The 15057-nt window shown below is 71.0% G+C and carries 14 protein-coding genes; 9 read left to right on the top strand and 5 right to left on the bottom strand.

The features are described from left to right. Nucleotides 1-107 precede the first annotated feature (107 nt). Together AB0H93_RS39945 and AB0H93_RS39940 are read right to left on the bottom strand one after the other, a co-directional pair. The gene (locus AB0H93_RS39945) at nt 108-2072 is read right to left on the bottom strand and encodes a beta-galactosidase (RefSeq protein ID WP_358581096.1); all 1965 of its coding nucleotides are present in this window, start codon (nt 2070-2072) and stop codon (nt 108-110) included. A gap of 28 nt (nt 2073-2100) precedes the next feature. Beyond that, entirely contained in the window at nt 2101-3021 is a 921-nt protein-coding gene (locus AB0H93_RS39940; protein WP_358581093.1) for a dihydrodipicolinate synthase family protein, read from the bottom strand. A gap of 216 nt (nt 3022-3237) precedes the next feature. On the opposite strand from AB0H93_RS39940, the gene AB0H93_RS39935 reads away from it, so the two are divergent. From AB0H93_RS39935 to AB0H93_RS39895, 9 genes are all read left to right on the top strand, one after another. Continuing rightward, nucleotides 3238-4902 (top strand): ubiquinol-cytochrome c reductase cytochrome b subunit, encoded by a 1665-nt coding sequence (locus tag AB0H93_RS39935; protein WP_358581090.1) that lies wholly within the window; start codon nt 3238-3240, stop codon nt 4900-4902. Nucleotides 4903-4935: 33 nt separating this feature from the next. Beyond that, entirely contained in the window at nt 4936-5850 is a 915-nt protein-coding gene (locus tag AB0H93_RS39930) for a ribonuclease Z (RefSeq protein WP_358581088.1), read from the top strand. A gap of 52 nt (nt 5851-5902) precedes the next feature. Beyond that, complete coding sequence (locus AB0H93_RS39925; RefSeq protein ID WP_358581085.1) at nt 5903-6931, top strand: GTP-binding protein; 1029 nt, start codon at nt 5903-5905, stop codon at nt 6929-6931. 67 nt (nt 6932-6998) lie between these two features. Beyond that, on the top strand, nt 6999-7841 hold the full coding sequence (locus AB0H93_RS39920) for an SAM-dependent methyltransferase (RefSeq protein WP_358581082.1): 843 nt from the start codon (nt 6999-7001) through the stop codon (nt 7839-7841). A 52-nt stretch (nt 7842-7893) separates the two neighbouring features. Then, nucleotides 7894-8406, top strand: coding sequence for a DUF664 domain-containing protein (locus tag AB0H93_RS39915; RefSeq protein WP_358581079.1), 513 nt, complete (start codon nt 7894-7896; stop codon nt 8404-8406). A gap of 40 nt (nt 8407-8446) precedes the next feature. Then, nucleotides 8447-8938, top strand: coding sequence for a DUF1992 domain-containing protein (locus tag AB0H93_RS39910; protein WP_358581076.1), 492 nt, complete (start codon nt 8447-8449; stop codon nt 8936-8938). A gap of 266 nt (nt 8939-9204) precedes the next feature. Further along, a complete protein-coding gene (locus AB0H93_RS39905) occupies nt 9205-9738 on the top strand; it encodes a winged helix-turn-helix domain-containing protein (protein WP_358581073.1) in 534 nt (177 codons plus the stop codon). Between the two features lie 111 nt (nt 9739-9849). Then, complete coding sequence (locus tag AB0H93_RS39900) at nt 9850-10128, top strand: DUF6343 family protein (RefSeq protein WP_358581070.1); 279 nt, start codon at nt 9850-9852, stop codon at nt 10126-10128. A gap of 200 nt (nt 10129-10328) precedes the next feature. Next, nucleotides 10329-11498, top strand: a complete 1170-nt coding sequence (locus tag AB0H93_RS39895; RefSeq protein ID WP_358581067.1) for a 4-hydroxybenzoate 3-monooxygenase — start codon at nt 10329-10331, stop codon at nt 11496-11498. A gap of 28 nt (nt 11499-11526) precedes the next feature. Here the strand turns inward: AB0H93_RS39895 and AB0H93_RS39890 are convergent, their stop codons facing one another. The 3 genes from AB0H93_RS39890 to AB0H93_RS39880 all read right to left on the bottom strand — a co-directional run bounded on the left by AB0H93_RS39890 (nt 11527) and on the right by AB0H93_RS39880 (nt 15043). After that, complete coding sequence (locus tag AB0H93_RS39890) at nt 11527-12096, bottom strand: helix-turn-helix domain-containing protein (RefSeq protein ID WP_358581064.1); 570 nt, start codon at nt 12094-12096, stop codon at nt 11527-11529. 118 nt (nt 12097-12214) lie between these two features. Then, a complete protein-coding gene (locus tag AB0H93_RS39885; protein WP_358581061.1) occupies nt 12215-13675 on the bottom strand; it encodes an aldehyde dehydrogenase family protein in 1461 nt (486 codons plus the stop codon). Nucleotides 13676-13717: 42 nt separating this feature from the next. Continuing rightward, on the bottom strand, nt 13718-15043 hold the full coding sequence (locus AB0H93_RS39880; RefSeq protein ID WP_358581058.1) for an aromatic acid/H+ symport family MFS transporter: 1326 nt from the start codon (nt 15041-15043) through the stop codon (nt 13718-13720). Between the last annotated feature and the right edge of the window lie 14 nt (nt 15044-15057).

The following is a 15057-nucleotide window of genomic DNA, read 5'->3' as shown; positions in this document are numbered from 1 at the left end:
CTTGACCTCCGGCCCGCAGCCCCCACAATCCACCCATCGCGGGGATGGCCCCAAAACACACCAAACCTCTAAAAGCCCCAACCCCGCCCCAACCCACCCAAAAGCCCCTACCCCGCCAGAACCTCCACCCCGAACCCGGCAATCTCCACCCGACCCCCAGCAACGGAAACCGAAACGCTCCCAACGTTGTGGTTGAGCAGGAAAACCCGCCCACCCCGCCGAACGGCCTGCACCCCTTCCGGCAGCCCGGCCACCACGGGCGAAACCCCGCTGTCCCGCACAACCCGATCAAGCACGGCCCGCATCCCCTCGCGCCCCAACCGGGTCCCGAGGTACCAGGCCACGCCGTCCCCGAAGGCGTTCCGGGTCAAGGCGGCCCCGCCGGCCAGCCCGCCCTCGGTGAACCGCCCGACCACCTCGGCCCCATCCACCACGATGTCCTCGGACCACAGAACCCCGCGCTCGGCCGAATCCAGCACCGAGACCCCGACGGATTCCCCGTCCGCCAACGGCCAGAACTCGGCCACGTGCGCGCCGAGGACCTCCCGCAACGGCCCCAGGTACCCGCCCAGGTGGACCTGGTCGGATTCGTCGGCGATGCCGGAGAAGAACGACACCAGCAGGTGCCCGCCCCGCCGGACGTGCTCGGTCAGGTTCGCCGCCGTTTCGGCCCTGGTGAGGTACAGGTTCGGCACCACGACCAGCCGGTAGCCGGACAGGTCCGAGTCCGGGTGCACGACGTCGCAGCCGATGTTCGCGTCGAACAGCGGCGAGTAGTGCGCCAGGAGCGCGTCGAGCTGGTCGAGCGTGGCCGGGTGCGAGTTCAGCTCCAGGGCCCACCAGCTCTCCCAGTCCAGCACCAGTGCCACGTCGTTGTCGGGACGGGTGTCGACGAGCTGGCCGGTTTCCGCGAGTTCCGCGCCGAGTCCAGCCACTTCGCGGAAGGTCCGGTTGTCCGGCCCGGTGTGCGGCACCATCGCGGAGTGGAACTTCTCGGCGCCGCCCTTGGACTGCCGCCACTGGAAGAACATCACGGCGTCGGCGCCCTGGGCCACGGCCTGCCAGCTCCACAGGCGCATCCGGCCCGGCTGCTTGACGCCGTTGCGCTCGCGCCAGTTCACCGCGCTCGGCGCCTGTTCCATCAGCAGCCACGGCTGGCCGCCGCGCAGCGACCGGATGACGTCGTAGGACAGCGCGGCGAGCACGTGCGCCTGCGGGTCGTGCGGGTCCGGGTAGGAGTCGTAGCTGACGACGTCCACTTCGGATGCCCAGCGGTGCAGGTCGAGGGTTTTCGCCAGCGGCACGTGGTTGGTGGTCACCGGCACGTCGGGCGCCGCCGCCCGCAGCACGGCCTTCTCCATGCGCAGCAGGTCGAGCATCGTGTCCGAGGAGAACCGGGCGAAGTCGAGCTGCTGCGTGGGGTTGGCGAAGGTGGGCGCGGTGCGCGGCGGCAGCACTTCGTCGAAGTCGTCGTAGCGCTGCGACCAGAACTTCGTCGACCACGCGTCGTTGAGCTCGGCGATGCCGCCGTAGCGCTCGCGCAGCCATTCCCGGAACGCCGCCGAGGAGCTGTCGCAGTAGCAGGCGCGGACGTGACACCCGTACTCGTTGCCGATGTGCCACAGCGCGAGCGCGGGGTGATCGGCGTAGCGCTCGGCGATCCGGGTCACCAGCCGCGTGGCGTGCTCCCGGTAGACGGGGCTGGACGGGCAGTACGCCTGCCGCGCCCCGGGCCACAGGACCGTGCCGTCGGCGCGCCGCGGCAGGGTTTCCGGGTGCAGCTTCGCCAGCCACGGCGGCGGTGAGGCGGTCATGGTGGCCACCGCGGCGGAGATCCTGGCATCGGCGAGGTTGTCCAGCACGCGGTCGAACCAGCCGAAGTCGAACTCGCCGGGCCGGGGTTCCACCAGCGCCCAGCCGAAGATCCCGACGCTGACCAGCGACACCCCGGCCTGCTTCATCAGCCGCATGTCCTCGGCCCACACCTCTTCGGGCCACTGCTCCGGGTTGTAGTCCCCGCCGTAGGCGATGCGGCCCAGCCTCTCCGGCAGGCGGCGCAGGTTCTCGGTCACGACTTGACGCTCCCTTCGACGGGTTCGGTCAGGCCTGGAGGAGGCCGGCCTCGACCAGGTGCCGGCGGACTTCGGCTCGCTCGGCGTCGTCGAGCGTCACCATCGGCACGCTGGTCGTGCCGTGCTCGATCACGCCCAGCTGCACCAGCGCCTCCTTGAACGCGCCGATCGCCGAGGAGTACCGGCTCATCGGGCGGGCGCCGACGCCGATCACCCGGAAGAACCGCCGCAGCCGCGCCTGCTCGGTCGCGGCCTGCTCCCACTGCCCCGCGGTCGCGGCGTCGTAGAGCCGGACGTAGCCGCGCGGGTCTGCGTTGCCGAGGCCGGGCACCAGGCCGTGCGCGCCGAGCTGCAGGCTGGTGTCGGCCATCGTCTCGGAGCCGCTGAACACCAGGAAGTCCTGGTCCGGCAGGGTTTCCAGCACGGTGCGCAGGCCGTCGAGGTCGCCGCTGGAGTCCTTCAGGCCGCGGAGCGTGCCGTCCGCCGCGAGCTCGACGACCGTTTCCGGGTCGAGCTTGGTGTGCACCGAGACGGGGATGTCGTAGGCGAGCAGCGGCAGATCGACGGCGGCGCGGATCTGGCGGAAGTGCGTCCGGATCTCGGCCGGATGGGTCGGGACGTAGAACGGCGCCGTGGCCACCAGCGCGGAGGCGCCGTGCCGCAGCGCGGCCCGCGCGTGTTCGACGACCCGTGGAGTGGCGGTGTCGATGACGCCCGCGAGCACCGGCACGGAGCCGGCCGCCACCCCGGCGACGACCTCCAGCACGCGGTGCCGTGCCGCGTCCGGCAGGTAGCCGACCTCGCCGGTCGAGCCCGTGACGAACAGCCCGTGAACCCCTGCTTCGAGCAGGTGACCGGTGAGCTTCTCCAGCGACGGCACGTCGACTTCGCGGTCCGGGGTCAGCGGTGTGCACAGCGGCGGGATCACTCCGCCGGCCAGCTCGGCCATACCACTCCTCTGTTGCCCATCATGAAGACGTAGGACGTAGGATGTCCAGACGCTATCGGCTCGGACCGCCCCTGACAAGTGCCGGTGCGCCCGCTGCCGGTGGCGGGCCGGCGCAGTACGCTCGTATCCGCGCAGTGTCGTTTCGCCCAGCCGATCGGCGGGAGTTCGCGGAATCGACGCCCGTCGGTGGCTCGCAGCGCGGTGCCTGGAGCCGACATGAGCAGGTTGACGCAACCCACCAAGCCCGAGAGCAAGCTGTTCCGGAAGATCCGCCACCAGGCGAACGAGGCGGACCTGCGGTTCCGCCTGGCGCCGGGGATGCGGCGCCAGATCAGCAAGGTCTTCCCGTCGAACTGGTCGTTCCTGCTCGGCGAGCTCGCGCTGTACAGCTTCGTCATCCTGGTGCTCACCGGCACCTACCTCGCGTGGTTCTTCGACCCGTCGATGACCGAGGTGACCTACAACGGCGTCTACCAGAACCTCCGCGGGGTGTCGATGTCCCGCGCGTTCGAGAGCACGCTGGACATCTCCTTCGAGGTCCGCGGCGGGCTGTTCGCGCGCCAGCTGCACCACTGGGCCGCGCTGGTGTTCATGGCCGCGATCGTGGTGCACATGTTCCGGATCTTCTTCACCGGCGCGTTCCGGCGGCCGCGCGAGGTGAACTGGACCATCGGCATCCTGCTGTTCTTCCTGGGCATGTTCGAGGGCTTCATCGGCTACTCGCTGCCCGACGACCTGCTCTCCGGCACGGGAATGCGGATCGCCTCCGGCATCGTGCTCTCGGTCCCGGTCATCGGCACCTGGCTGCAGTGGATCCTCTTCGGCGGGGAATTCCCCGGCACCGAGATCATCCCGCGGTTCTACATTCTCCACGTCTTCCTGCTACCGGGCCTCATCGTCGGCCTGGTCGCGGTGCACCTGGCGATCGTCTGGTACCAGAAGCACACCCAGTACCCCGGCCCGAAGCGCACCGAGTCCAATGTGGAGGGCGTGCGGATCATGCCGGTGTTCGCGGTGAAGAGCACCGGGCTGTTCCTGATCATCACCGGCGTGCTGGCGATCATGAGCGGCATCTTCCAGATCAACGCGATCTGGAACTTCGGCCCGTACGTGGCGTCGATGATCTCGGCGGCCTCCCAGCCGGACTGGTACATGATCTGGACCGACGGGATGGGCCGGCTGTGGCCGCCGTGGGAGGTCTACCTCGGGCCCTACACCATTCCGGCGGTGTTCTTCCCGCTCGTCATCGGGCTCGGCCTGGTGTTCACCGTGGCGATCATCTACCCGTTCCTGGAGCGCAAGCTCAGCGGCGACACCGCCCACCACAACCTGCTGCAACGGCCGCGCGACGCGCCGGTGCGCACCGGGCTGGGCGTGATGGCCATCGCCTTCTTCGTGGTGGTGCTGCTGTCCGGGGTCAACGACGTCATCGCCTTCGTGTTCGGGCTGTCGCTGAACATGACGACTTGGGCGGGCCGGATCGGCGTGCTGCTCGCGCCGCCGATCGCCTACTACGTCACCTACCGGATCTGCCTGGGCCTGCAGCGCACCGACCGGGACGTGCTGGAGCACGGCGTGGAGACCGGCATCATCAAGCGCCTGCCGCACGGCGAGTTCATCGAGGTGCACCAGCCGCTGGGCCCGGTCGACGAGCACGGGCACCCGGTGCCGCTGGAGTACCAGGGCAGCCCGGTGCCGAAGAAGATGAACCAGCTCGGCGCCGCCGGCCGGTCGGTGCCCGGCAGCCTGCTGGTACCCGATCCGCGCGAGGAGACCGAGGCCCTCGACGCCGCCCGCCGCGCCGAGGCGGAGCGGGCACGCCCCGCCGGGGAGGCCGAGGTCGAGGTCCCGTCCGGTCGCCCGCAGGCGCCCGAGCGGTGATCGCCGCGGCGCGAGTGCCGTAGGGTGCCGCGGGTGTCCAATCGGGAACTGATCGTGCTGGGCACGGCGAGCCAGGCGCCGACGCGGTCCCGCAACCACAACGGCTACCTGCTGCGCTGGGACGGCACCGGACTGCTGTTCGACCCCGGCGAGGGGACGCAGCGGCAGATGATCCACGCGCGGGTCAGCGCGCACGACATCGACCGGATCTGCCTGACCCACTTCCACGGGGATCACTGCCTCGGGGTGCCGGGCGTGGTCCAGCGGCTGTCGCTGGACCGCGTCCGGCGGCCGGTGCACGCGCACTACCCGGCGAGCGGGGCCGGCTTCTTCCGCAACCTGCGCTACGCCTCGGCGTTCGACGAGGTGGTCGACCTGCAGGAGCGGCCGATCGAACGGGAGGGCGTGATCGCCACCGGCCCGTTCGGCGCGCTGGAGGCGGTGCGGCTGGACCACCGGATCGAGACGTTCGGGTACCGGCTGGTGGAGCCGGACGGCCGGCGCATGGTGCCGGAGCTGCTGGTCCGGCACGGGGTGCGCGGGGCCGCCGTCGGGCAGCTCCAGCGCGAGCAGGTGCTGCGCACCGGGACCGGCCAGGTGACGTTGGAGCAGGTCAGCGAGCCGCGGCCGGGACAGCGGTTCGGGTTCGTGATGGACACCCGGCTCTGCGACGGCGTGTTCGCCATCGCCGACGGCGCCGACCTGCTCGTGATCGAGTCGACCTTCCTGGACGAAGACGCGCGGCTGGCCGACGAGTACCGCCACCTCACCGCCGCCCAAGCGGCCCGGGTCGCGGCCGAGTGCGGCGTGCGGACCCTGGTCCTCACCCACTTCTCGCAGCGCTACTCCGATCCGCAACGCTTCCACGACGAGGCCGCGGCCGTGTTCGACGGCCAGGTCGTGGTGGCCGAGGACCTCCAACGCATCCCGGTCCCGAAGCGCTCGTGAACCGAATCGCTATGCTGCCGGGCGGTCAGCAGTCGCGCGGAAGGCGGATTCCTTGGTTCGGCAACCGATCCCGGTCATCATCGTCGCGGGATTCCTCGGGGCCGGGAAGACCAGCCTGCTCAACCACCTGCTGCGCAACCCGCAGGGCGCCCGGATCGGCGTCGTGGTCAACGACTTCGGGAAGATCAACATCGATGCGCTGAGCGTCGCCGGCCAGGTCGACTCCACGGTGTCGCTGGGCAACGGCTGCCTGTGCTGCGCCGTCGACGCCAGCGGGCTCGACGACCTGCTGGCCCGGCTCGCGCGGCCCGGCAGCGACATCGACGTCATCGTGATCGAGTCCAGCGGCCTGGCCGACCCGCGCGGCATGGTCCGGCTGCTGCTGAACAGCACCAACCCCCGCCTCGGCTACGGCGGGCTGGTCGAGGTGGTCGACGCCGCGGAGTTCGACGCGACCCGGCGCCGCCACCCCGAGATCGACCAGCACCTGCGCTTCGCGGATCTGGTGCTGCTGAACAAGATCGACCGAGTCGCCGAATCCGATCAGCGGCGACTGGCGGAGCTGGTGGGCGGGCTCGCGGGTGGCAAGCCGGTGCTGCCGACCGCGCACGGCCGGGTCGACCCGGCGCTGCTGTTCGACCGCGAGGCGGTCCGCGAACGGCAGGACGTCGCGCGCCAGCTGTCCTTCGACGAGCTGCTGGCCGAATCGTCCGACGACTGCCACGAGCACCTGCACACCGCGTACCAGAGCGTGGATTTCACCGCCGACGACCCGGTTCACCCGCGGGAGCTGATGCGGTTCCTCGACGACCGCCCGGACGGCGTCTACCGGATGAAGGGCCAGGTGCACTTCGGCGCTCCGGGGCAGGGGCAGAAGTTCACGCTGCACACCGTCGGCGACTTCCTGCGGTTCCAGCGGTCGCGGTGGGCCCGGGGCGAACCGCGGCGCACGCAGCTCGTGGTGATCGGCTCCGGCCTCGACCGGGACCGGGTGCGCCGCGACCTGGCCGCCTGCCTCGGCGAACCCGACCCCGCGGACGAGCACAGCATGCTGGATGTGCTCAAGTACACCCGCGCCTGATCTTGCCAAGCCGATCGCGCAGGAGCAGCCTACGGCTGATCGGCCGTCGAACCGGAGAGGCACGGGGATGCAGGGACATCCGGGACAGGATCCGGCCCGGGCGGAGTTGTTCGCGAACCTGGCCGGGGTGGACCGCGAGCGGGCCAACCCGGCCCGCATGTACGACTACTACCTGGGCGGCGCGCACAACTTCGCGGCAGACCGCGAGGCGGCCGAACGAGTGCTGGCGATGCTGCCCGAGACACGCACGTTCGCACAGGAGAACCGGGCGTTCCTCCAGCGCGCGGTGCGCTACCTCGTCACCGAGGCGGGCATCGACCAGTTCCTCGACCTCGGCTCCGGCATCCCGACCGTCGGCAACGTGCACGAGATCGCCCAGGGCCTGAACGCCGACGCGCGGGTCGTCTACGTCGACCACGAGCCGGTGGCGGTGGCGCAGTCGCAGCGCATGCTGGCGGGCAACGAGCGCGCCACCATCATCCGCGCGGACCTGCGGCACCCGGACCTGGTGCTGGGCCACCCCGACACCTGCCGGCTGCTGGACTTCTCCCGGCCGGTGGCGGTGCTGATGATCTCCGTGTTCCCGTTCATCCCGGACTCCGACGACCCGGCCGGGATCATCGCCAGCTACCGGCGGGCCTGCACGCCCGGCAGCCACCTGGCGCTGTCGCACAGCCTGACGCCGGAGTACTGGCCGGGCGAGGTCGCGCAGGCCATCGAGCTCTACCAGTCCAGCACCCACCCGCTGCACCTGCGCAACCCGGACCAGGTCACGGGCCTGTTCGCGGGCTACGAGCTGGTGCCGCCGGGCGTGGTGTTCACCTCGGCGTGGCGGCCGGACCGGCCGGTCACCGACGAGCAGGCGCGGGCAAGCCGCGCGGTGGCCGGGGTCGGCGCACTGGCCGGCTAGCGTCCACTGTGGATCTGCTGCCGGATCCCGGCGGCGGCCGTACCGTGGGCGGATGTCCAGCGCCGAAGTGCTCGTCGATGCGTTCGACCGGATCCGCGAAGTGGTGCACGAGACCGTGTCGGGCCTGGATCCCGACCAGCTGGCGTACCGGGTCGATCCGGAGGCCAACTCGATCGCTTGGCTGGTGTGGCACCTGACCCGGGTGCAGGACGACCACGTCTCGGACGTGGCCGCGGCGGAGCAGGCCTGGACCGCGCAGGACTGGCTGGGGCGCTTCGGGCTGCCGTTCGCGCACGAGGACATCGGCTACGGCCACGATCCCGACGAGGTCGCCGACGTCCGCGTCGACTCCGGCGAGCTGCTGACCGGGTACCACGACGCGGTCCACGCGCGGACGGTCGAGTTCGTCGCGGGGCTGACCGACGACGACCTCGCGGAGGTCGTGGACGCCGGGTGGGCTCCCCCGGTCACCCTCGGCGTGCGGCTGGTGAGCGTGATCGCCGACGACCTGCAGCACGCCGGACAGGCCGCCTTCATCCGCGGCATCCTCGAACGCGTCGGCTAGCCGGTGGCATCACGGTGGCGCCGTGGCCGACAATCGGGGCATGACCGAGCGCAAGCCACCCGGTGTCACGTTCGAATCATGGGTCGACAAGCAGATCCGGACCGCGCAGGAGCGCGGCGACTTCGACGACCTGCCCGGCGCGGGCAAGCCGCTGCCCGGCGCGGGCGCGCCGCTGGACGACCAGTGGTGGGTCAAGGACTACATCCGCCGCGAGGGCCTCTCCGGTGACGCTCTGCTGCCCACCCCGCTGCAGCTCCGCAAGGAGGCCGAGCGGCTGCCCGAGGTGGTGCGAGACCTGACCACCGAGCAGGCCGTTCGCGACGTGGCCGCCGACCTGAACCGCCGGATCGTCGAGCACCTCCGCGCGCCGACCGGGCCGCAGGTGGTCATCGGCCCGGTGAACGTCGACGAGGTGGTCGCTTCGTGGCGCGCCGGCCGGCCCGATCCGGTGCAGCAGCCCGCGGCCGAGCCCGTCGAACCGGCCGCGGCCGCGCCGCGGAAAGCCCGCTGGTGGCAACGCTTCCGGCGGTGACCCCGGCCAGCGTTTCCCACCTTGTGAACGGCTTTGACGGAAATCTCCGACGCTGCTTTGATCAACCTCATGACGCCGGGACCGCTGCTCGTGCAGCGCGCGCACATCGACCTGCTGTGGGTCGCTTCCGCGGCTTGTCCGCGCACCTGATCTCCCCTTGCCCCGGCGCCGCTCCGCTGTTCGTCCGAGCCGCCTGCCGCCGGGTTGCTGTTGTTCGCACCGGCGCCGGGATGCGCCCGCGCCGCGATGAGACGGAGACCTGTGCAATGACGCTGGAAGCCGCATTCCTGGACCCGGCGGACGGTGGCGCGGTGATCGAGGTGACCGCCCGGTTCGTCGTCCCGCAACGAGATCTGGCCTCGCTGGAACGCGATTTCGCCCGGAAGATCCGCGACCTGGCCGAAATACCAGGCCAGTCCACTGTGGAGGTGCAGGCCCGACCGCAGGCGCCGCGGCTGCGCGCGCTGCCCGCCCCGGTGGAGCCCGCCCTGCGGATCCTGGTCGCCCCGCGCCGAGTCGTGCGCGCCGACGGGACGTTCATCGACTTCACCCGGCTGGAGTTCGACCTGCTGCTGTTCCTGTGCGAGAACCCGGGACGGGTGCACCGGCGCGGCGCGCTGCTCAACGCCGTGTGGCACCTCAACAGCTCGCCGAGCACCCGCACCGTGGACGTGCACGTCCGGCGGATCCGCAGCAAGCTCGGCCCCGGCCTGGACCTGATCACCACGGTGCGCGGGGTCGGCTACCGGGTGGACCACACCTCGGAGGTCGAGATCGAGCCCGACCCCTACGCGTTGTAGGCCGCCAGCTTCCGGGCGACGTAGCGGGCGTCGCGGCCGACTCCGTACAGAGACCCAGTCCCGGACCGGCGATCAGGTGAGCAAACGCGCCGGAACGGGTAGCCGGGTGGCATGCCGAAGCGCAAGCGCGAGGAGTACGAGCGGGGCCTGCCGGGCTACCACGATCCCCTGGCCGGATTCGCCGGCGCGCCGTACGCCCGCAGCGCCCTCACGCTGCGGATCTGGCTGGCCGGATTCGGCCTGGTGTTCTGCGCGGGCGCGGCGGTCCTGCTGTTCCTGGCGGTGCCGGAGCTGGCCTGGCTGGGCTGGGCGCTGGTCGTGCTCGCGGCGATCGCCGCGGTCGACCTCGGCTGGGTCATCCACCGCAAGCGACGCGGCGAACCCGGCTGAGCAAGAGCATTGACAAGCCGCGACCTCACCGTGCCCGGGGACGCCACCGCCCGCTGACCGGCCGCCGCGATCGGGCTTCCGGTGAACGGAAAGGGGCGTTCCTTCTCCCCCGGCCCGCAACCGATGGTGGGGGCCGGCCTGCGGTGCCGGTCACATCGGAGTGCACCGGTGCCGCGGCGGCGCGAGAAGGGAAGCGGCACATGGAGATCCAGGTCGGGATCGTCGGGGCGGGACCCGCGGGGCTGATGCTCTCGCACCTGCTGCACCAGCGCGGCGTGGAGTCCGTCGTCATCGACACCCGCACCCGCGAGGAGATCGAGGGCACCATCCGCGCGGGCGTGCTGGAGCAGAGCTCCGTGGACCTGATGACCGAGACCGGCGTCGGCGACCGCGTTCGCCGGCTGGGCATGGTGCACGAGGGCATCGAGCTGCGCTTCGGCGGCCGCGGGCACCGCATCGACTTCGCCGGCCTCACCGGCGGCCGCGGCGTCACCATCTACCCGCAGCACGAGGTCCTCAAGGACTTGATCGCCAAGCGCCTCGCCGACGGCGGCGACATCCGCTTCGGCGTCTCCGACGTGCAGGTGGAGGGCATCACCGGCGACGCGCCGACGATCCGCTTCACCCAGGACGGCGTCGAGCAGGAGCTGACCTGCGGGCTGGTGGCGGGCTGCGACGGATCGCGGACCACGACCCGGTTCCTGATCCCGGCGCCGAAGCCGCGGCAGGACCACTTCCGACAGTACCCGTTCGCCTGGTTCGGCATCCTCGCCGAGGCACCGCCGTCCTCCGAGGAGCTGATCTACGCGCACCACCGCAACGGCTTCGCCCTGATCAGCACCCGGTCGGCGACCGTGCAGCGGCACTACCTGCAGGTCGACCCGAACGACGCGGTCGAGGACTGGTCCGACGACCGGATCTGGCAGGAGCTGCACACCCGGGTGGAGGGCGCGCAGATCAAGGAGGGCCCGATCTTCTCGAAGTCGGTGCTGCACTTCCGCAGCTTCGTCTGCGAGCCGATGCAGTACGGCCGCCTGTTCCTGGCGGGCGACGCCGCGCACACCGTGCCGCCGACCGGCGCGAAGGGCATGAACCTGGCGATCGCCGACGTTTACGTGCTTTCCCGCGCCATGGACCGCTTCTTCGCCGAGAGCGACCGCACCGCGCTCGACGCCTACACCGCCACGGCGCTGCCGCGGGTCTGGCGGGCGCAGCACTTCTCGTGGTGGATGACGTCGATGCTGCACCGCATGCCGGAGGCCAGCGGCTTCGACCACAACCGCCAGCTCGCGGAGCTCGACACGGTCACCCGCTCCCGGGCCGGCCGCACCCTGCTCGCCGAGAACTACGTCGGCACGCCCTTCGACTGACCGTCGAGCCGCCGGTCCGGCCGAAGTTCTAGGCCGGATCGGCGAAGTGGCGGAGGACCATCTCCGCCAGTGCGGTGACGTCTTCGTCGACCATCGGCGCGCCGGTCATGCCCATCCGGTGGAGCAGGGTTCCGACGACGACGTCGATGAGGAGCAGGACCTGGTTCTCCGGCTCGCCGAGCGCCTCCTGGAGCGCGAGCCGGTACGGGTCCTGCAACCGCGTGGACAGGACCTCGCGCAGGGCCGGATCGCTCACGGCGTCGACGAACACGCCCGCGAACGCCGCGCCCACCCCGGGCTCGCCGATCTTCGCCGCGACCCAGTGGGTGGCCGCCGCCATGTCCTCTTCCCGGCTGGTGCCCGTCAGCGGCACCGGGCCCAACGCGTCGACGAGGCAGTCCGCGATCAGCGCGCCCTTCGACGGCCAGCGACGGTAGATCGTCGTCTTCGCCACGCCCGCCGCCGCCGCGATGCGATCCATCGTCGCGCCCGCGTACCCCAGCTCGTGGACCGTGCTCAGCGCTGCGGCGAAGACCTCGGCGTCGATGCCGGCGCGCGGGCGGCCCGGGGGTCTGACGGATGCGGTCGCTCGGGGCATGGCCACACGATAACAACTTTCGCTACGATCGGTATCGATACCATCGGTAGCGACACCGCCATAACGAGGACCGGCTCGACCTCGGGGAGGTCGAGCCGGTCCTCGATGCCGTCGTGGATCAGAACGGGTACTGCTGGATCTTGCCCTGGATGGTGACCCACTGGGTTTCCGTGAACGACTCCAGGTTGGCCTCCGCGCCGCCGACGCGACCGCCGTTGCCGGAGGCGCCCACGCCGCCGAACGGGATGTGCGCGTGGTCCCCGACGGTCTGGTCGTTGACGTGCACCAGGCCGCTGGGGATCTGCTTGGCGACCTCCCACGCCGCCATGGCATCGCCACCGAGCACGCTCAGCGACAGGCCGTACTCGGTGTCGCGCGCGATCTCGACGGCTTCCTCGACCGTGCGGTAGCGCAGCACGGGCGCGACCGGGCCGAAGATCTCGTCGCAGAACGCCGGGGTGTCGCGGCGAACGTGGTCTAGCACCGTCGGCCGGTAGAACAGCCCGTCGTACTCGCCGCCGGCGGCCAGCGTCGCACCCGCCGCGACGCTCTCGGTGACCAGCCGGTGGATGTTGTCGCGCTGGCGCTCGTCGATGATCGGCCCCAGCGCCACCTCGGCGGTGTTCGGGTCTCCGACCGGCAGGTTGCGGGCCTTCTCGGCGAGCGCGGCCACGTATTCGTCCGCAATGGACTCGTGCACCAGGTGCCGTCCCGCGGCCATGCAGATCTGCCCCTGGTGCAGGAACGATCCCCAGGCGCCCGCCGACGCGGCGGCGGCGACGTCGGCGTCCGGCAGCACGATCAGCGCATTGTTGCCGCCGAGCTCCAGGTGCGCGCGCTTCAAGTGGGTCGCGGCGGATTCGGCGACCTTGCGACCGGCGGCGGTCGAGCCGGTGAACGCGATGACGCGGGTGTGCTTGTTGGCCACCAGCGCCGCCCCGGCGTCTGCGCCGCCCGGCAGCATCTGGAACACGCCTTCCGGGACACCGGCGGCCTCGAAGATCGCGGCCAGCACCACGCCGCCGCACACCGCGGTCCGGGTGTCGGGCTTGAGCACCACCGCGTTGCCCAGCGCCAGCGCCGGGGCGACGGCGCGGATCGACAGGATCAGCGGGAAGTTGAACGGCGCGATGACGCCGACGACCCCGGCGGCCACCCGGCGGCTGAGGCTCAGCCGGCCGTCCGCCGACGGCAGCAGCGAACCGGCCGGGTGGGACGGAAGCGCGGCCGCTTCGAAGCACTCGTTGGCCGCGCTGTGCGCCTCCAGCTCCGCCTTCGGCGGGATCGAACCGGCCTCGCGGATGATCCAGCGGCGGATCTCCTCGGCGTGCTCCTCGAACAGCCGCCCGGCGCGGCGCATGATCGCGGCGCGCTCCTCGAACGGCGTGTTCTCCCACTCCCGCTGCGCGGCGGCCGCCTCGGCGCACGCCTCGTCGATGTCATCTGGCGTGGCGGCGCCGACGTGGCCCAGCACCTGCCCGGTCGCCGGCTCGACGACCTCCGTCGGGGTGCCGCTCGCCGTGCTCCAGCTACCGGTGAAAACGCGCTTCGCCCAGCGTTCGACATCCAGAATCGTCATGTACAACGGCCTTTCTCAAGCGAATCGAACTTGTGGTCCTGGTCAGCTCGCGGCTGCCCGCTCCGGTTCCGGGGCGCGGAACTTCTTCCCGGCCACCAGCGCCACGGCGACCGCGCCGATGGCACCGGGAACCGCGACGGCGATGAAGTTCTGCTGGAACGGCAGTTCCAGCGCCAAGAGTGCGCCGCCGAGCGTGGGGCCGCCGATCGCGCCGATGCGGCCGATCCCGGCTGCCCAGCCGACGCCGGTGGAGCGCACCGCGGCCGGGTAGTACTCCACGGCGAACGCGTGGATGATCGCCAGCACGCCGACCGTCGCCGCCCCGGCGACGAACAGCAGCACGTTGAGCAGCACCGAGTTCGGGTTGAACGACAGGCCGATCAGCGAGGCGGACGCCAGCACGAAGTACGCCACCAGCGTGTTGCGGTAGTTCCAGCGGTCCGCGATCCAGCCGCCCGCGATGGCGCCCACCATGCCGCCCAGGTTGAGCACCACCAGGTTCCACAGCGCGGAGCCCAGCGAGTAGCCGGCGGTCTGCATCAGCTTCGGCAGCCACGTGTTGAGCCCGTAGCTCAGCAGCATGCACATCGCGAAGAAGACCCAGATCAGCACGTTGTTGATCGCGTTGCCGCCGGCGAACAGCTGCCGCAGCCAGGCCTTGTCCGCCGTGGCGCTCCGTTCGACGACCACGTCGCCGAGCTCCGCGGCCGGGTCGATCTTGCGCAGCACGACCAGCAGCCGCTCCCGGTCGCCCCGGGTGGCCAGGAAGTCCGGCGATTCCGGGAGGTGGCGCAGCAGGAACGGCACCATCAGCAGCGGGATCGCCGCCACGTAGAACACGCCGCGCCAGGTCCACAGCGGCTCGATGTAGATGGCGAACACCGCGGCGGCGATCCCGCCCACCGAGTAGAACGACGAAACCAGCGTCACGAACAGGGCTTTCGCCCGCCGCGGCGCGATTTCGCCGGCCAGCGCGTTGAAGTTGGGCACCAGCGCGCCCAACGACACACCGACGACGAACCGCAGCACGCCCAGCTGCGCCGGCCCGGTGGCCAGCGCGCAGCTGAACGACGCGATGCTGGCGATGGTCACGCAGGTGATCATCAGCGGCCGCCTGCCGTACCGGTCGGCCAGCGGCGCCACGAACAGGCCGCCGACCAGCATGCCGACCAGCGCGACGGAGCCGAGCGTCCCGGCGGTCACCGGGTCCATGTGCCACTCGTCCATCAGGTGCGTGATCACGGTGCCGTAGGACACCATGTCGTAGCCGTCCACGATCATCAGCAACGAGCACATGATCAGGACCTTGATGTGGAAGCCGTTGAGCCGGGCGTCGCCGACCACGGCCCCAACTGTTTGCCGGGCCATATGTTCTTCCTTGG

This window comes from Saccharopolyspora sp. NPDC050642, from assembly GCF_040654735.1.
GTDB classification, from domain to species: domain Bacteria; phylum Actinomycetota; class Actinomycetes; order Mycobacteriales; family Pseudonocardiaceae; genus Saccharopolyspora; species Saccharopolyspora elongata.
This window is presented reverse-complemented; position numbering and strand designations above follow the sequence as displayed.